The organism is Burkholderia latens, assembly GCF_902499045.1.
Classification (GTDB): Bacteria; Pseudomonadota; Gammaproteobacteria; order Burkholderiales; family Burkholderiaceae; genus Burkholderia; species Burkholderia latens.
This window is the reverse complement of sequence record NZ_CABVPL010000043.1, coordinates 23,706-42,755: the sequence shown is the minus strand read 5'-3', so window position 1 is coordinate 42,755 and position 19,050 is coordinate 23,706. Positions and strand designations below refer to the sequence as shown.

The window sequence follows — 19,050 nt, the reverse complement described above, 5'->3', positions numbered from 1 at the left end:
ACGTCACGAATGCCGGACGGCCGCGGAATGGGCCGCCCGCTTCGAGTCACCGCGACGCGCGTCAAGCGCCCGTCGCGAACACCGGTTCGAGCGCACGGTACAGCGCGCGAAACGTCGGCCGCCGCGCGTCGCGATACCACGCATGCCGCGCAAGATCGGGCTCGCGCACCGCGACGATCGGCGGTTGCGGACACACGTCCGCGAGCCGAGCATCGCGTTCGAGCGCAAGGTGCGCGAGCCGTGCGGCACCCAGCGCCGGCCCGACCTCACCGCCCTCGCGCAGCGTCAGCGCGCGTCCGCTCAGGTCGGCGAGCATCTGCGTCCAGTACGCGCTGCGCGAGCCGCCGCCGATCACCGTGATGCTGTCGGGCGCGAGGCCGGCCGCGTGCAGCGCGTCGATCCCGTCCAGCAGCGCGAAGCCGACGCCCTCGAGCGTCGCGTTCGCGAGATCCGCGCGCTGCATGTCGGGCGTGAGCCCATAGAACACGCCCTTCGCATTCACGTCGTTGTGCGGCGTGCGTTCGCCGCTCAGGTAAGGCAGGAACCACGGTCGGCCGTGGCGCGCGTTCGCTTCGGCATCGGCAAGCAGCGCCGGCACCCCGTCGTAACCGGCGAGTTGCGCGGTGAAGTCGATGCAGCCGGCCGCGTTCAGCATCACCGACATCAGATGCCACGTACCGGGCAGCGCATGGCAGAAGCTGTGCACCGCCGATTCGGGATTCGCGCGAAATCCGTCCGACACCGCGAAATAGACGCCCGACGTGCCGAGCGACAGCAGCGCGTCGCCGGGCCGCACGATGCCGACGCCGACCGCGCCGGCCGCGTTGTCGCCGCCGCCGGCCACCACCGGAATCTCCGGCAGCCCGAGCGCGCGCGCCACGGCGGGCAGCAGCGTGCCCGTCACGCGGTTTCCCTCGAACACCGCCGGCATCTGCGCACGCGACAGCCCGCACGCAGCGAGCAGCGTGTCGTCGTAGTCGCGCTTCGCGACGTCGAGCCACAGCGTGCCGGCGGCATCCGACGGATCGGTGGCGAATACGCCGGTCAGCCGGTAGCGCAGATAGTCCTTCGGCAGCAGCACGTAGGCGATGCGTGCGAACACGTCGGGCTCGTGACGACGCACCCACAGCAGCTTCGGCGCGGTGAAGCCCGGCATCGCGATGTTGCCGGCCACCGTGCGAAGCGTCGGCGCGAGCCGCTCGAGCTCCGCGCACTCCGCATCCGCGCGGCCGTCGTTCCACAGGATCGCGGGACGCAGCACGTCGCCGTGCTCGTCGAGCAGCGTCGCGCCGTGCATCTGGCCGGTCAGCCCGAGCGCGGCGATGTCGCGCGCATCGATGCCGGCCGCGCGCGCCGCGTCGACGACGGCGGCGAGCGCGCCGCAGGCGGCGTCCCACCAGTCGCGCGGCGCCTGTTCGGACCAGCGCGGTTGCGGCCGGCTGACCGTCAGCGGGCGGCTCGCGCTCGCGCGCACCGCGCCGTCGCGGTCGAGCAACACGGCCTTTACGCCGGACGTGCCGAGATCGAGTCCGAGATACATGATGTCAGCGCAGCCCGTAGATCGCCTGGTTCACGATGTTCTCGAGCCGCTCCTGCGCGCCGCTCACATGCCGCGGGTCGATGCCGCGGGCGAGCGCATCGTCGGCGAGCGACTGCAGCGTGTAATCGCCCGACAGGATCTTGCGGCCGAACGCGTCGTCCCACTGCGCGTAACGCTGGCGGCGCAACGCATCGAGCCGATCGTTCTCGACCAGCACCGCCGCGCGTTCGAGCGCGAGCGCGAGCACGTCGATCGCGCCGACGTGGCCGTAGAACAGATCCTCCGGATCGACGCTCTGGCGCCGCACCTTCGCGTCGAAATTCATCCCGCCGGTCGTGAAGCCGCCGTGGCGCAGGATCTCGTAGAACGCGAGCGTCAGCTCCTCGACGCTGTTCGGGAACTGGTCGGTGTCCCAGCCGTTCTGCGGATCGCCGCGGTTCGCGTCGACACTGCCGAACACGCCGAGCGCGAACGCATTGGCGATCTCGTGATGGAACGAATGGCCGGCGAGCGTCGCGTGGTTCGCCTCGATGTTCACGCGGATCTCGTTCTGCAATCCGTACTGCACGAGGAAGCCGTGCACGGTCGCGACGTCGTAGTCGTACTGATGCTTGGTCGGCTCCTGCGGCTTCGGCTCGATCAGCAGCGCGCCCTTGAAGCCGATCCGGTGCTTGTGCTCGACGACCATCGACAGGAACCGCGCGAACTGATCGCGCTCGCGCTTCAGGTCGGTATTGAGCAGCGTCTCGTAACCTTCCCGGCCGCCCCACAGCACGTAGTTGTCGCCGCCGAGCTTGTGCGTCGCGTCGAGCGCGTGGCGGACCTGCGTCGCGGCCCATGCGAACACGTCGGGGTTCGGGTTCGTCGCGGCGCCCGCCGCGAAGCGCGGATGCGAGAACAGGTTCGCGGTGCCCCACAACAGCCGCACGCCGCTCGCCTGCTGGCGCTCGCCGAGATAGTCGACCATCCGCGCGAAATTCGCCGCGTACTCGCGCAGGCTGTCGCCTTCCGGCGCGACGTCGGTGTCGTGGAACGTGTAGAACGGCGTGCCGAGCTTCGTGAAGAACTCGAATGCGGCATCGGCCTTCATCCGCGCACGTTCGAGCGCGTCGCCCGGCTGCTGCCACGGCCGCTGGAACGCGCCCTGCCCGAAGATGTCGTGGCCCGGCCACACGAACGTGTGCCAGTAGCAGACCGCGATCCGCAGATGCTCGGCGAGCGTCTTGCCGAGCACGCGCTTCTCGGGGTCGTAATAGTGGTAAGCGAGCGGGTTGTCCGACTGCGGACCTTCGTAGCGAATCGCGGGAATGTGTTCGAAATACGACATGGCGTCTCCGTGCAGTGTCTTGTTGCAGCGCAACGCGCGTCGCGGCGACGCACGCAGTCTGATTCGGTTGGCTGGATCGTGCCCGCGCGCCTGCCGGCCGGCAATTGCGAAATTGCGCACCGCGCGTAATGTTTCTTGCCAGCCGCGCGCGCGTGGCGCGCGTTCCGTCCTACAATCGCCGGACACCTGACGAACGCGCGCCGCGTGGCGAGCGCGCCCCGGAGACAACGGCACGACGCCCGAGCGGCGCGCGCCCCGAGACCGAGATGACCCGCACTCCTTCCGCCCCGACACCGCACCGCATCGCGCTGCTGTTCAACGCGAACAAGGTCTACGATCGCGAGATCATTGCCGGCATCGGCCAGTATCTGCACACGACGCGCGTCGTGTGGGACCTGTTCCTCGAGGACGACTTCCGCTGCCGGCTCGCCGGCATCGAGCGTTTCGACGGCGACGGCATCATCGCGGACTTCGACGATCCGGCCGTCGCCGACGCGCTCGCCGGCTCGCCGCTGCCGATCGTCGCGGTCGGTTCGTCATACGAGGATCCCGCGCAGTATCCGGAAGACGTCCCATATATTGCGACGGACAACCCGAAGCTCGTGTCGCTCGCGTACACGCACCTGATCGGTGCGGGCCTCGCGCACTTCGCGATGTACAGCCTGCCGGTCGCGCAGGAGAACCGCTGGGCGCAGCAGCGCGAGCTCGCGTTCGACCGGCTCGCGCGCGCCGACGGGGTCGATGCGCCGATCTACCGCGGCGTGTCGACGAGCGCGTCGGGGTGGAATCACGCGATCGAGCAGCTGATCGGCTGGCTGCATGCGCTGCCGAAGCCGGTCGGCGTGATCGCCGTCACCGATGCGCGCGCGCGGCACCTGCTGCAGGCTTGCCTGATCGCCGGCATCGCGGTGCCCGAGCAGGTCGCGATCATCGGCATCGACAACGATCCGCTCACGCGCACGCTGACGCGCATCCCGCTGTCGTCGGTGATCCAGGGCACCGAGGAAATGGGCCGCACCGCCGCACACCTGCTGCACCGGATGCTGCGCGGCGCGCGTTTTCCCGGGCAGCGCATCCTCGTGCCGCCGGTCGGGATCAACGTGCTCGAATCGACGCGCCACCAGCCGCTCGCGAGCCCGCACGTGATGCGCGCGCGGCACTTCATCCGCCAGTACGCGTGCCAGGGGATCAAGACCGAGCAGGTCGCCGACTATGTCGGCGTGTCGCGCTCGCTGCTCGAGGAGCACTTCCGGCGCGAGCTGCAGCGCACCGTGCACCAGGAAATCCTGCGTCACAAGCTGGAGGCCGCGCAGGCCATGCTCGCGGGCCGTCACGTGTCGAGCGCGGAAGTCGCGATCCGCTGCGGCTTCACGTCATTGCAGTACATGTATGCGGTGTTCCGCCGCGAACTCGGCTGCACACCGCGCGAATACCAGGAGCGCACCGCGCCCGCCCATTGAATTCAACGCCCACGAGCGAACCCACTCATGCGTATCGATACCGATTCTTCCCGCCCGGCGTCCGACGTCGGCCGCATTCCGTCCGAGCCATGGGGCACGCTGCCCGGCGGCGACCCGGTCCGGCGCTATACGCTGCGCAACGCGCACGGGATGCGCGTGGTCGTCAGCGATCTCGGCGCGACCGTCGTGTCGTGGCTCGCCCCCGACCGCACCGGGCGCGTCGCCGACATCGTGCTCGCGCACGACACGCCGGCCGACTATGCCGAATCGGGCGCGTACCTCGGCGCGACGGTCGGCCGCTGGGCGAACCGGATCGCCGGCGCACGCTTCACGCTCGACGGCGTCGACTACCCGCTCGATCGCAACGAAAACGGCAACCTGCTGCACGGCGGCGCAAGCGGTTTTCATCGTGCGCGCTGGGACGTGATCGACGATCGCGGCGGGCTGACGCTGCGGCTCGATTCGCCGGAAGGCGACGCGGGTTTCCCGGGCAACGTCAGCGTGCAGGTGCGCTACACGCTCGACGACGACGGCACGCTGACGATCGACTATGCCGGTGTTACCGATGCGCCGACCCCGCTGAACCTGACCAATCACAGCTACTTCAACCTCAGCGGCCGCCCGGGCAGCGACGTGCGCGGCCATCTGCTGCAGATCGACGCCGATGCGTTCGTCGAAGTCGACGACGCGTTGATCCCGACCGGCACCGCCGACGTGACGGGCACCGCGTTCGATTTACGGCAGAGCGCGCCGATCGGCGCGCGCCTCGACTGGCCGCATGCGCAGCTCGCGCGCGGGCGCGGCTTCGATCATTGCTATGTGCTGCGCGACGCCGGCCGCGGCGTGCGGCCGGTCGCTTCGATCTACGATCCGGAGAGCGGCCGGGAGCTCGCGGTGTCGACGGATCAACGCGGGCTGCAGCTCTATACGGGCAACTATCTGGACGGCGTGCGCGTGAGCGGCGGCGTGTCGTGTGTGCGGCATGCGGCGCTGTGCGTCGAGGCCGGGTTCTTTCCGAACCAGGTCAACATGGATGGGCTGCGCGATGAAACCATCCTTCATCCCGGCGCCACCTATCGGCAGACGACGCGGTATCGGGTCGGGGTTCGCGGGTAGCGGATACGCTCGCGCGGCGAACGGTCGCGTCGCGCGCGCGGCCGGTCATGCGCGCGGCCGACGGGCTTACGATTGCGTGCCGTGTCGCGACACCGGTCACGCCCATGCCGGGCGTGTGAACGAATGCCGGATCGCGCATCCCTTCGCGGCTTCGTTCGTCCGCTCGGCCGCTCACGAAAACCGCATCGCGAGCGGCCGCCCGGCGCTCAGAACTTCCACAACAGGTTGCCGTACAGCGCGTGGTCGCTGACGTTGCCGCCAACCTGACCGCTATACGACAACCCCACCGACAGGTTCTTCGTCACGGCCGCATCGACGCCGACCTCGAGCACCGCGGCATCCCGCGCGACCGGCACGCCGACCACGCTGAACGGCGACCCGCCGCTCGCGAACGACAGCGTCGAACCCGGCTGCGTATTGCCGAACGCATGCCGCCAGCCGACCGTGCCGTACGCGGTGATCTTGCCCTTCGTCGTCACCGCCACATCGGTCGACGCGCGCACGCCGAGCGTCGAGAAGCCGAGCCCGCTCGTGCTCGATTCGCCTTGCAGCGCGGCCGCGCCGCCGTTCTCCTTGAAGCCGCCGGTATGCACGCTCGCGTAGGCGAGGCCGACGAACGGCTCGAGCGCGACGTTGCGGATCGCGGTCGAGTAGCCGATCTCCGTGAACACCTGCGTCGCGTTCGCGTCGTAGCTGGCGGTATCGTGATCGGAGAAACCGCCGAACGACGGATTACGCTCGCTGTGCACGCGGTACCACGACTGCGCCACGCCGCCGCGCACGTTCCACGCGTCGTATCGGCCGCTCGCGTACAGCGCGATCGTCTCGCCGTTCACCTTCGCCGATTCGTTCTGGTCGGTATTGAGCAGGCTGCGCGACGCGCCGCCCGCGATACCGATGCGCCAGTGGCTGCTGACTTCCGCGTCCGTCCCGACGACGAAGCCGTACAGGTTGCGATCGATCGACGCGACGTCGTCGCCGTCGAACCGGCTGTGCGCGCCGTAGATGCGGCCCCACACCGCCGGCTTGTACGACTTCGCCGGCGTGCAACCGTTCTCCGACGCAAGCCGACGGTCGAGCGACGCCGCATGATCGTCCGCCGATACGGGCGCCTCGCAGCCGCACAACGCGCCGCCCGGTTGCGAGCCGAGACGCGCGCGATCGAGCACCGCGTCACGCACGTAACGGCTGTCCGACAGCAGCACGCTGCGCGTGCTCGGATACAGATCGCCGGCCAATTGGGTGAACGCGCGGTTCGCGGTCGGCGCATCGGCCGTCAGCACGGTATCGAACAGCGGGTTGCCGGCGCCGAGCGTGCCGACCGCGCCGGCCACCGCCTGCCCGTCAGGCGTCGTGGCAACCGATGCGAACGGCGTGCCGTTGGGCGCGAGCGACAACAGCACCCGCGACGGGTCGTACTGGAGCGTCGGCGTGAGGAACGCATACGTCGAATTCACCGCGCTGAACTGCCCTTGCACACCGGCGCCGGCATTCACGATCGTGTAGAGCTTGCCTGGCTGGTATTGCCCGCTCGCCGCGACGACCTGCACCGTCCCGCCGTTGACCGTGGCCGAGCCGGCCACGTCGAGCCCGCCGCTTTGTTGCGGCGTGGCGCCGACCTGAAGCGTCGAGCCGGGCTGGAACGTCGCATTGCCGGCGACCTTCAGCGGCTGTCCGAGCGTCAGCACCGACGCGGTGCCGCCGCCCGACACGACGAGGCCGCCGATCGTGCCCGTCCCGGTGACGGTCGCGCCGTTGCCCACGGTCACCGGCGAGCTGGCCAGCGAACCGGTGACGGCGAGCGTGCCGCCGGTCACGTTCGTCGGACCGGACAGCGTGTTCGTGCCGCTCAGCAACTGGGCGCCCGTGCCGGCGAGCGTCAGCGGGCCGGTGCCCGACAGCGTGCCCGCGAACGTGCTGGTGCCCGCGGTGTTCACCGTCAGCGGCGTGCTGCCGAGGTTCACGTTCGAGCCTGCCGTGCCGGACAGTGCACCAATCGACTGCGGCGCGGCGGAGCCCGCGAGGTTCAGCGTCGCGCCGCTGCCGGCGAGCACCATCGGGCTCGTCGGCGCGAGACTGCCCGCGCCGGACAGCGCGAGCGTGCTGCCGCTGCCGATCGTCGTGCCGCCGGTGTACGTGTTCGCGCCGGTCAGCGTCTGCGTGCCGCCGCCCTGCACCGCGAAACCGCCGGCGCCGGCGATGGTGCCGCCGAACGCGCCGCCCGCCGGGCCGGCCACGGTCAGCGTGTTGCCGCCGAGGTTCACGGTCGAACCCGCGGCACCCGACAATGCGCTCGCCGTCTGCGGCGCCGTCGCACCGCCGACGTCGAGCGTCGCGCCGTTACCGGCCAGCGTCAGCGCGCTGCCGGCCGACAGGCTGCCGTTGCCGCCGACTGCCAGCGTGCTGCCGGTGCCGATCGTCGTGCCGCCGGTGTACGTGTTCGCGCCGGTCAGCATCGTCGTCGACGGGCCGCTCACCGCCAGGTTGCCCGCCCCCGAAATCGGGCCGCTCAAGCCGAGGCTGTTCGCGCCGCCAACGGTCAGCGTCGAACCCGTGCCGAGGTTCACCGCGTTGCCGAGCGTCGTGCCGGCGACGCTCGTCCCGAGCGTGCCGCCGCTGCCGCCGACGCTCAGCGTGCCGCTGCCGAGTGCTGTCGGCGTGCCGGCCACCAGCGTGCCGCCGCCGGTGACGCTGGTGCCGCCGGTATAGGTGTTGGCACCGGAAAGCGTCGTCGTCGCCGGGCCGGTGAACGCGAGCGTGCCGCTGCCCGAGATCGGCCCGCTCAGGCCAAGGCTGTTCGCGCCGCCAACCGTCAGCGTCGAACCGCTGGCGAGGTTCACCGCGTTGCCGAGCGTCGTGCCCGGTGAACCCGCGGCCAGCGTGCCGCCTGCGCCGCTCGTGTGCAGCTCGCCGGTGCCGAGCGCCGTGTTGCTGCCGGCGATCAGCGTGCCGCCGCCGGTCAGGCTCGTGCCGCCCGTGTACGTGTTGTTCCCCGTCAGCGTTTCGGTGCCGCTGCCCGACAGCGTGACGCTGCCGCCCGTGCCGCCGATCGTGCCGCCGAACGTGCCGTTGCCCGTGCCGCCCAGCGTCAGGTTGTTGCCGCCGAGGTTCACCGTCGAACCGGCGACGCCCGACAACACGCCAGTCGTTTGCGGCGTGGTCGCGCCGCTCACGTCGAAGGTTGCGCCCACACCGGTCAGGTTCAACGGGCTGCTGCCGGACAAACTGCCGCCTGCGCCGATCGCGAGCGTGCCGCTGTTGATCGTCGTCGCCCCGCTGTACGTGTTGCTGCCCGTCAGCGTTTCCGTGCCGGTGCCCGACAGCGTCAGGCCGCCGCTGCCGCCGATCGTCCCGCCGAACGTGCCGCTGCCCGACCCGCCCAGCGTCAGCGTGTTGCCGCCCAGGTTCACCGTCGAACCGGCCGCGCCCGACAGCGTGCCGGTCGTCTGCGGTGTCGTGGCTGCGCTCACGTCCAGCGTCGCACCCGTGCCGGCCAGATCGACCGCGCTGCCCGACGACAGGCTGCCGCCCGCGCCGACAGCCAGCGTGCTGCCGCTGCCGATCGTCGTGTTGCCGGTGTACGTGTTCGTGCCGGTGAGCGTCGTCGTCGACGGACCGTTCACGGCCAGATTGCCGCCGCCCGAGATCGTGCCGCCGAGGCCGAGATTGTTCGCACCGCCGACCGTCAGCGTCGAGCCCGACCCGAGATTGATCGCATTGGTCAGCGTCGTGCCCGCGACACTCGTGCCCAGCGTGCCGCCCGCGCCGCTCGTGGTCACCGCGCCGGTGCCGAGCGCCGAGCCGTTGCCGGCCAGCAGCGTGCCGCCGCCGGTCAGGCTCGTGCCGCCCGTGTACGTGTTCGTGCCGTTCAGCGTTTCCGTGCCGGTGCCTGACAGTGTCAGGCTGCCGCCCGCACCCGCGATCGTGCCGCCGTACGTGCCGCTGCCCGAACCGCCGAGCGTGAGCGCATTGCCGCCCAGGTTCACGGTCGAACCCGACACGCCCGACAACGCGCCGGTCGACTGCGGCGTCGTGGCGGCGCTCAGATCGAGCGTCGCGCCGGCCCCGGCGAGATCGACCGCGCTGCCGCCCGACAGGCTGCCACCTGCACCGACCGCGAGCGTACTGCCGTTGCCGATCGTCGTGTTGCCGGTGTACGTGTTCGTGCCGGAAAGCGTCGTCGTCGACGGACCGTTCACGGCCAGATTGCCGCCGCCCGAAATCGCGCCGCCGAGGCCGAGATCGTTCGCACCGCCAACCGTCAACGTCGAGCCCGACCCGAGATTGATCGCATTGGTCAGCGTCGTGCCCGCGACACTCGTGTCGAGCGTGCCGCCCGCGCCGCTCGTGTTCAGCGCGCCGGCGCCGAGCGCCGAGCCGTTGCCCGCGATCAGCGTGCCGCCTCCCGTGAGGCTCGTGCCGCCCGTGTACGTGTTCGTGCCGTTCAGCGTTTCGCTGCCCGTGCCCGACAACGTGAGACTGCCGCCCGTACCGGCGATCGTGCCGTCATACGTGCCGCTGCCCGAACCGCCGAGCGTCAGGTTGTTGCCGCCCAGGTTCACCGTCGAACCGGCGACGCCCGACAGCGTGCCGGTCGTCTGCGGCGTGGTCGCGCCGCTCAGGTCGAAGGTTGCGCCCGCACCGGTCAGGCTCACCGGCGTCGTCATCGACAGGCTGCCGCCCGCGCCGATCGCCAGCGTGCCGCTGTTGATCGTCGTCGCGCCGGTGTACGTGTTGGCGCCCGTCAGCGTCTCCGTGCCGGTGCCGCTCATCGTCACGCCGCCGGTGCCGGCAATGTTGCCCGCATAGGTGCCGCTGCCCGATCCGCCGAGCGTCAGGTTGTTGTTGCCGAGGTTCACCGTCGAGCCCGCCACGCCCGAGATCGCGCCCGTCGATTGCGGCGACGCCGCGCCGCTCAGGTCGAGCGTCGCGCCGGCCGCCGTCAGGCTGACCGGGCTGCTCGACGACAGGCTGCCGTTGCCGCTGATCGCGAGCGTGCCGCTGTTGATCGTGGTCGCGCCGGTATACGTGTTGTTGCCGGTCAGCGTTTCGGTGCCGGTGCCCGACAGCGTCAGCCCGCCGGTGCCGCCGATCACGCCTGCATATGTACCGCTGTCCGCGCCGCCGAGCGTGAGCGTGTTACCGCCGAGATTCACGTTCGTGCCCGTGCCGCCCGACAGCGCACCGGTCGTCTGCGGCGACGTGGCCGCGCTCAGGTCGAGCGTCGCACCGGCGCCGGACAGGTCGATCGCGCTGCCCGACGACAGCGTGCCGCCCGCCCCGACTGCCAGCGTGCTGCCGCCGCCGATCGTCGTGCTGCCCGTGTAGGTGTTCGCGCCCGACAGCGTCGTCGTCGCCGGACCGCTGACCGCGAGGCTGCCGCTGCCCGAGATCGCGCCGCCCAGCCCGAGATCGTTCGTACCGCCAACCGTCAGCGTCGAGCCGCTGCCGAGGTTTACCGCGTTGCCGAGCGTCGTGCCCGGTGAACCCGCGGCCAGCGTGCCGCCTGCGCCGCTCGTGTTCAGCGCACCGGTGCCGAGCGCCGTGTTGCTGCCGGCGATCAGCGTGCCGCCGCCGGTCAGGCTCGTGCCGCCCGTGTACGTGTTGTTCCCCGTCAGCGTTTCGGTGCCGCTGCCCGACAGCGTGACGCTGCCGCCCGTGCCGGCAATCGTGCCGCCGAACGTGCCGTTGCCCGTGCCGCCCAGCGTCAGCGTGTTGCCGCCGAGGTTCACCGTCGAACCGGCGACGCCCGACAACACGCCAGTCGTTTGCGGCGTGGTCGCGCCGCTCACGTCGAAGGTTGCGCCCGCACCGGTCAGGTTCAACGGGCTGCTGCCGGACAAACTGCCGCCCGCGCCGATCGCGAGCGTGCCGCTGTTGATCGTCGTCGCCCCGCTGTACGTGTTGCTGCCCGTCAGCGTTTCCGTGCCGGTGCCCGACAGCGTCAGGCCGCCGCTGCCGCCGATCGTCCCGCCGAACGTGCCGCTGCCCGACCCGCCCAGCGTCAGCGTGTTGCCGCCCAGGTTCACCGTCGAACCGGCCGCGCCCGACAGCGTGCCGGTCGTCTGCGGCGTCGTGGCTGCGCTCACGTCCAGCGTCGCACCCGTGCCGGCCAGATCGACCGCGCTGCCCGACGACAGGCTGCCGCCCGCGCCGACAGCCAGCGTGCTGCCGCTGCCGATCGTCGTGTTGCCGGTGTACGTGTTCGTGCCGGTGAGCGTCGTCGTCGACGGACCGTTCACGGCCAGATTGCCGCCGCCCGAGATCGTGCCGCCGAGGCCGAGATTGTTGGCGCCGCCGACCGTCAGCGTCGAGCCCGACCCGAGATTGATCGCATTGGTCAGCGTCGTGCCCGCGACACTCGTGCCCAGCGTGCCGCCTGCGCCGCTCGTGGTCACTGCGCCGGTGCCGAGCGCCGAGCCGTTGCCGGCCAGCAGCGTGCCGCCGCCGGTCAGGCTCGTGCCGCCCGTGTACGTGTTCGTGCCGTTCAGCGTTTCCGTGCCGGTGCCCGACAGTGTCAGGCTGCCGCCCGCACCCGCGATCGTGCCGTCATACGTGCCGCTGCCCGAACCGCCGAGCGTCAGGTTGTTGCCGCCCAGGTTCACCGTCGAACCGGCGACGCCCGACAACACGCCAGTCGTTTGCGGCGTGGTCGCGCCGCTCACGTCGAAGGCCGCGCCGGAACCGGCCAGGTTCACCGGGCTGCTCGCGGACAGGCTGCCGCCCGCGCCGATCGCCAGCGTACCGCTGTTGATCGTCGTCGCGCCGGTGTACGTGTTGGCGCCCGTCAGCGTCTCCGTGCCGGTGCCCGACATCGTCAGCCCGCCGGTGCCGCCGATCGTGCCGGCAAAACTGCCGTTGCCGGAGCCGGCCAGCGTCAGCGTGTTACCGCCGAGGTTCACGTTCGTGCCCGACACGCCGGACAGCATCCCGCTGGTTTGCGGCGAAGTCGCCGCGCTGATGTCGAGCGTCGCGCCGGTGCCCGCGAGATCGAGCGCGCTGCCCGACGACAGGCTGCCGCCCGCGCCAACCGCGAGTGTGCTGCCGCCGCCGATCGTCGTATTGCCGGTGTACGTGTTCGCGCCGGTCAGCGTCGTCGTCGACGGGCCGCTGACCGACAGGCCGCCGCTGCCCGAAATCGCGCCGCCGAGGCCGAGATCGTTCACACCGCCAACCGTCAGCGTCGAGCCCGCGCCGAGATTCACCGCATTGCCGAGCGTCGTGCCCGCGACGTTCGTGCCAAGCGAGCCGCCCGCGCCGGTAACGTTGAGCGCACCGGTGCCGAGTGCGCTGCCGTTGCCGGCAATGAGCCCGCCGCCGCTGAGCGTCGTGCCGCCGTCGTACGTGTTCGTACCGGTGAGCGTCGTCGTGCCGGTGCCGGTCTGCGCGAGGCTGCCACTGCCGGAAATCGTGCCGCTCAGGCCGAGAGCGTTCGCGCCGTTCAGCCCGAGCGTCGCGCCCGCGCCGAGCGTGACCGCGTTGCCGAGCGTCGTGCCGCTCACGCTTGCGCTCAGCGTGCCGTTGCCGGTCACGTTCAGCGCGCCGGTGCCGAGCGCGGTGTTGCTGCCGACGCTCAGTCCGCCGCTGTTCAGCGTCGTCCCGCCGCCGTAGGCGTTCGCGCCGCCGAGCGTGGTCGTGCCGGTGCCCGATTGCACGATGCCGCCCGCACCGGAAATGATGCCGTTCAGGCCGAAATCGAGCGCGCCGCCCAGATTGAGCGCCGAACCGGTGCCCAGGTCGATCGCGTTCGCGAGCAGCAGGTTGGCCGTGCTCGCGCTGAGCGTGCCGCCCGTACCCGTTACGCTCAGTGCGCCCGTGCCGAGCGCCGCGTTGTTGCCGACCGACAGGCCGCCGGCATTGAGCGTCGTGCCGCCCGTGTACGTGTTCGCGCCGGTGAGCGCGGTCGTCCCGCTGCCGGTTTGCGCGAGACTGCCGCCGCCCGAGATGAGGCCGCTCAGGCCGAGGTCGTTCGTGCCGCCAAGCGTCAGCGCCGAACCCGTGCCGAGATTCACTGCGTTGCCGAGCGTCGTGCCGGCGATGCCCGCGGCCAGCGTGCCGCCCGCGCCGCTCGTGTTCAGCGCGCCCGTGCCGAGCGCCGAACCGTTGCCTGCGATCAACGTGCCGCCGCCCGTCAGGCTCGTGCCGCCCGTGTACGTGTTCGCGCCGGTCAGCGTTTCGGTGCCCGTACCGGACAGCGCGAGGCTGCCGCCCGCGCCGGCGATCGTGCCGCCGAACGTGCCGCTGCCCGCGCCGCCGAGCGTCAGGCTGTTGCCGCCGAGATTGACGGTCGAGCCGGCCACGCCGGACAGTGCGCCCGTCGTCTGCGGGAGCGCCGCGCCGCTCAGGTCGAACGTCGCACCGGCGCCGGCCAGGTTCACCGTACCGCTCGCCGCCAGGCTGCCGCCGCCACCGATCGCCAGCGTGCCGTCGTTGATCGTCGTGCCGCCCGTGTAGGTGTTCGCGCCGGTCAGCGTCTGCGTGCCGGTGCCGGACATCGCGAGCCCGCCCGTGCCGCCGATCGTGCCGCCATACGTGCCGTTGCCCGAGCCGCCGAGCGTCAGCGTGTTGCCGCCGAGGTTCACGGCCGAGCCGGCGACGCCGACCAGACCGCCGGTGGCCTGCGGCGACGTGGCCGCGCTCAGATCGAGCGTCGCGCCGGCGCCGGCCAGGTCGAACAGGCTGCCGCCCGACAGGCTGCCGCCCGCGCCGACCGCGAGCGTGCTGCCGTTGCCGATCGTCGTGCCGCCCGTGTACGAACTCACGCCGGTCAGTGTCGTCGCCGACGGGCCGTTCACCGCCAGATTGCCGCCGCCCGAGATCGCGCCGCCGAGGCCCAGGTTGTTCGCGCCGCCGACCGCCAGCGTCGCGCCCGTGCCGAGATTCACCGCATTGCCGAGCACCGTGCCGCCGACGCTCGTGCCGAGCGTACCCCCCGCGCCCGCGACGTTCAGCGCGCCCGTGCCGAGCGCCGAACCGTTGGCCGCGATCAGTCCGCCGCCGCTCAGCGTCGTGCCGCCCGTGTACGTATTCGCGCCGAGCAGCGTCGTCGTGCCGGTGCCGCTCTGCGCGATGCCGCCGTCGCCTGCAATCACGCCGCCCAGGCTCAGGTCGGCGGCCCCGTTCAGCCCGAGCGTCGCGCCGGCGCCGAGGTTCACCGCATTGCCGAGCACGGTGCCGGCCGCGTTCGTCGCGAGCGTGCCGCCCGCACCGGTCACGTTGAGCGCGCCGGTGCCCAGCCCCGCGCCATTGCTGGCGATGAGCCCGCCACCGCTCAGCGTCGTGCCGCCCGTGTACGTGTTCGTGCCGGTGAGCGTCGTCGTGCCGGTGCCCGTTTGCGCAAGGCCGCCGGTCCCGGCAATCGTGCCGCTCAGGCCCAGATCGGTCGCGCCGTTCAATTCCAGCGTGACGCCGGCGCCGAGATTCACCGCATTGCCGAGCGTCACGCCCGGCACGCTCGCGCCGAGCGACGCCGAGCCGCTGACGTCGAGTGCGCCGGTGCCGAGCGCCGCGCCGCTGCCAACGAGCAGGCTGCCGCCCGTCAGCGCCGTGCCGCCCGTGTACGTGTTGTTGCCGGTCAGCGCCTCGGTGCCGGTTCCGGCGAGCGTCACGCCGCCCGCGCCGCCGATGTTGCCCGCGAAGACGCCGCTGCCGCTGCCGGCCAGCGTCAGGTGGTTCGAACCGAGGTCGATCGTCGAACCCGCGACGCCCGACAGCGTGCCGATCGACTGCGGCGTGGTCGCGCCGGCGATGCTGAACTGCGCGCCCGCGCCGGTCAGGTTGACCGGGCTCGACGCGGCAAGGCTGCCGCCCGCGCCGATCGCGAGCGTGCCGCTGCCGATCGTGGTGCCGCCGGTAAACGTCTCCGCCGCGGTGAGCGTCGTCGTCCCGGGGCCGGTCACCGACAGGCCGCCGGCACCGGAGATGATCCCGCTCAAGCCCAGATCGTTCGCACCGCCAACCGTCAGTGCAGCGCCAGCGCCGAGCTGGATCGCATTGCCGAGCACGGTGCCGCCGACGGTCGTGCCGAGCGATCCGCCCGCACCCGTCACGTTCAGTGCGCCGGTGCCGAGGGCGCTGCCGTTGCCGGCAAGAAGCCCGCCGCCGCTCAACGTCGTACCGCCTGTATAGGTGTTCGCGCCGAGCAGCGTCGTGATGCCCGATCCGGTCTGTGCAAGGCCGCCGTCGCCGGCGATCACGCCGCTCAGGCCGAGATCGTTCGCGCCGGTCAATGCGAGCGTCGCGCCCGCGCCGAGGTTCACCACATTGCCCAATGCGGTGCCGCTCACGCTCGCACCGAGCGCGCCACCCGCGCCCGCGACGTTCAGCGCGCCAGTGCCGAGGGCCGTATTGCTGCCGGCGAGCAGCGTGCCGGCGCTCAGCGTCGTGCCGCCGCCGAAGGTGTTCGCGCCGGACAGCGTCGTCGTGCCCGCGCCGCTCAGCACGAGGCCGCCGGTGCCGCCGATCGCGCCGCTCAGCCCGAGATCGTTCGCGCCGTTCAGCGCCAGCGACGCGCCGTTCAGGTTGATCGCGTTCGCCAGCGACGCACCCGCGGCCAGATCCGCGCTCAGCGAACCGCCGAGGCCGCTCACGTTCAACGTGCCGCCGACGCCGAGCGCGCTGCCGCCTTCGACGATCAGGCTGCCGCCCCCGGTCAGGCTCGCGCCGCCCGTAAACATGTTCGCTCCGGACAATGTCGTCGCGCCGGTACCGCCCAGCGCGAGCGCGCCCGCGCCCGCAATCGTGCCGGCCAGGCCGAGATCGGCCGCGCCGTTCAAGCCGAGCGTCGCGCCCGCGCCGAGGTTCACCGCATTGCCGAGCACCGTGCCGCTCGCGTTCGTCGCGAGCGAACCGCCGGTGCCGATCACGTTCAGCGCACCCGTGCCCAATGCCGCCGCGTTGCCGGCGACGAGCCCGCCGCCGCCCAGCGTCGTGCCGCCCGTGTACGTATTCGCGCCGAGCAGCGTCGTCGTGCCCGCGCCGGTTTGCGCGACGCTGCCGTTGCCGCCGATCGCACCGCCGAGGCTGAGGTCCGCCGAGCCGTTCAGCCCCAGCGTCGCGCCCGCGCCGAGATTCACCGCATTGCCGAGCAGCGTGCCGCTCGCATTCGTCGCGAGCGTGCCGCCCGCGCCGGTCACGTTCAGCGCGCCCGTGCCCAATGCCGCGCCATTGCCGGCGACGAGCCCGCCGCCGCTCAGCGTCGTGCCGCCCGTAAACGTGTTCGCGCCGAGCAGCGTCGTCGTGCCCGCGCCGGTTTGCGCGACGCTGCCATTACCGCCGATCGCACCGCCGAGGCTCAGGTCGGCCGCACCGTTCAGGCCGAGCGTGGCGCCTGCGTCAACGCTCACCGCGTTGCCGAGCAGCGTGCCGCTCGCATTCGTCGCCAGGGAGCCGCCTGCGCCACCGACATGCAGCGCGCCCGCGCCGAGCGCCGCGCCGTTGCCGGCGATCAGCCCGCCGCCGCTCAGCGTCGTGCCGCCGGTGAAGGTGTTGATGCCGGTGAGCGTCGTCGTGCCCGTGCCGGCTTGCGCGAGACTGCCGCTGCCGCCGATCACGCCGCCGAGGCCGAGATTGGCCGAACCGTTCAGGCCCAGCGTCGCGCCCGCGCCGAGATTCACCGCGTTGCCGAGCACGGTGCCCCCGACGCTCGTGCCGAGCGAGCCGCCCGCGCTCGTCACGTTCAGCGCGCCGCTGCCCAATGCCGCGCCGGTCCCGACGACGATTCCGCCGCCGCCCGTCAGATTCGTTCCGCCCGAGAACGAATTGGCGCCGTTCAGCGCGAGCGTGCCGGTGCCGCTCACGTTCAGCGGGCCGCCGCCGCCGATCGCGCCCGACAGCGCGAGCCCGTTCGCGCCGTCGATCGTCAGGCCGCCGGTGAGCGTCACGTCGTTGAGCAGGTTCACACCGGCCGTGCCGGCCTCGAGCGTGCCGCCGCCGACGACGATCGTGCCGGTGCCCAGCGCGCCGGCGCCATGGACGATCGCGGTGCCGCCGGTCAGCGACGCGTTCGTCGCGGTCGACGCGCCGGTGATGTCCCAGGTGCCGCCCTGGACGCCGAGATTATTGAAGTTGGCGAACGTATCGACCGCGATGGCGCCGTTCGGCGCGCCGCCGCTCGCCGTGTTCAGCTGCAGATTGAGCGTATTGTTGCTGCCCAGGCCCGCACCCGCGTCGACGCCCAGGCCAACCGACGACCCCGTCATCGCATTGAACGTGTTCGACGCACCGGCGGCCGCGCCCAGCGACACGTTGCCGGTGATGGTGCCCGCATTGGTGAACGTATTGCCGGTACCCGCCAGCCCGCTGGGCGCAAGCACCACGGAGCCATTGATCGCGCCGCCGCTCGCGTTGGTGAAATTGACCTGGGCGCCGCCCGACGCCGTGACCACCTGCGCGGTGGGCCCCGCGCCGAAGCCGAGAATGCCGGTCGTGCCGATGGTGCCGGCGTTCGTGATGTTCGTCGTCCCGCCGACGCCGTTGTAGACGGTCAATGCGGGGCCGTTGAGCAGCGAACTGGTCGACCCCATCATCACGCCGGTGCTCGCGTTCGTGACGTTGACGGTGCTCGCGGACGACACATTGCCGACCACCGTGCCGTTCGACACGATGCTCAGCCCGCCCAGCGACGGGTCGATCGTGCCGTTGTTGGTCAACGTCACGCCGCTACCCGTCAGCGACATCGCGGTACCGCCGAACAACGGCAACACGGATACGGTCGCGCCCGGCACGACCGTTACGTTGAGGCCGTTGGTGCCGTTCGCATAGCTCGTGGTCGCGCCCGTACAGGTGACGGTCGGCGTCCCGGTGCATGCCGCGAGCGCGTCGGCCGGAATGACGCCGGCGCCGACCAGCGCGACCAGCATGCCGGTCGGAACCAGCATTTTCGGACGGGCTTCCGCGCGCTTTTTATTCGATCCCATGCGCATACGCATAATCACACCTTCCCATAAAGAGAATCGACGACACCGAGCCATTCCTTTCGCACGCTCAAATGCAAAGGAAAATACCGGAATACGTTATTCGAGATTTTTGATAAATATCTTCCCGCCGCCGATCCGGAACGGATGACATGGATTCGCAACTGGCGAGAATTAATCAACCCGTATTATTTAATATTCATCTTTTACTTTTACGCCCCCTGCACGGTAATTTTTTCACTAATTGGAGCCTGCTGTTTTACGCGAATCGGCATGGCCGTATGGCACCGCAGATCCGGGAACGTCGGTTTATGGAAATCAAACGGCAACCGAACCTTACCGCCCCGCCCGGTCGCGGCAATCCGCCCGCAAGCGAACAGCGCGTTCACCGGCGGAACAACCGGATTTCGATTGTTCCGCATGTCGATTCATTAACGACGACCGTTTGATCAGCGCGTCTCCTGTGATGGTCGCGAGTCAAATATAGGCCCGACCCGCAAACGTTTTCTACGGGCCGGCAAAGATGTTGTCAAAACTCAACAATCTTTCGATCCGATTCGATAATTTGTATGAGAAACGTAAACTTTATATTTTAATTAACGACCCATAATCGTTAAAAAAGGCAAAAAGAGCCGATTTCCAGACGCTGAATTTTCCGCGAATCTGCTTTAATTGATTCACGTCCGCCGCATT

6 protein-coding genes are annotated in these 19,050 nt (G+C 70.7%); 3 read left to right on the top strand and 3 right to left on the bottom strand.

The window, feature by feature from the left end; all coding sequences use genetic code 11:
- Window positions 1–61: 61 nt before the first annotated feature.
- Complete coding sequence (gene xylB / locus BSE24067_RS24170; protein WP_151067616.1) at window positions 62–1,540, bottom strand: xylulokinase; 1,479 nt, start codon at window positions 1,538–1,540, stop codon at window positions 62–64.
- 4 nt (window positions 1,541–1,544) lie between these two features.
- Window positions 1,545–2,867: a xylose isomerase gene (xylA, locus tag BSE24067_RS24165; RefSeq protein WP_151067618.1), complete on the bottom strand. Its 1,323-nt coding sequence runs from the start codon at window positions 2,865–2,867 to the stop codon at window positions 1,545–1,547.
- A gap of 266 nt (window positions 2,868–3,133) precedes the next feature.
- Here xylA and BSE24067_RS24160 point away from each other — a divergent pair, with 266 nt between their 5' ends.
- Both BSE24067_RS24160 and BSE24067_RS24155 read left to right on the top strand, forming a co-directional pair.
- Window positions 3,134–4,327, top strand: a complete 1,194-nt coding sequence (locus BSE24067_RS24160; protein WP_151067620.1) for a XylR family transcriptional regulator — start codon at window positions 3,134–3,136, stop codon at window positions 4,325–4,327.
- Between the two features lie 27 nt (window positions 4,328–4,354).
- Entirely contained in the window at window positions 4,355–5,443 is a 1,089-nt protein-coding gene (locus BSE24067_RS24155) for an aldose epimerase family protein (protein ID WP_151067622.1), read from the top strand.
- A 206-nt stretch (window positions 5,444–5,649) separates the two neighbouring features.
- Here the strand turns inward: BSE24067_RS24155 and BSE24067_RS24150 are convergent, their stop codons facing one another.
- The gene (locus tag BSE24067_RS24150; RefSeq protein ID WP_420883503.1) at window positions 5,650–18,372 is read right to left on the bottom strand and encodes an autotransporter-associated beta strand repeat-containing protein; all 12,723 of its coding nucleotides are present in this window, start codon (window positions 18,370–18,372) and stop codon (window positions 5,650–5,652) included.
- Between the two features lie 137 nt (window positions 18,373–18,509).
- On the opposite strand from BSE24067_RS24150, the gene BSE24067_RS24145 reads away from it, so the two are divergent.
- The gene (locus tag BSE24067_RS24145) at window positions 18,510–18,806 is read left to right on the top strand and encodes a hypothetical protein (RefSeq protein ID WP_151066309.1); all 297 of its coding nucleotides are present in this window, start codon (window positions 18,510–18,512) and stop codon (window positions 18,804–18,806) included.
- Window positions 18,807–19,050: the final 244 nt, after the last annotated feature.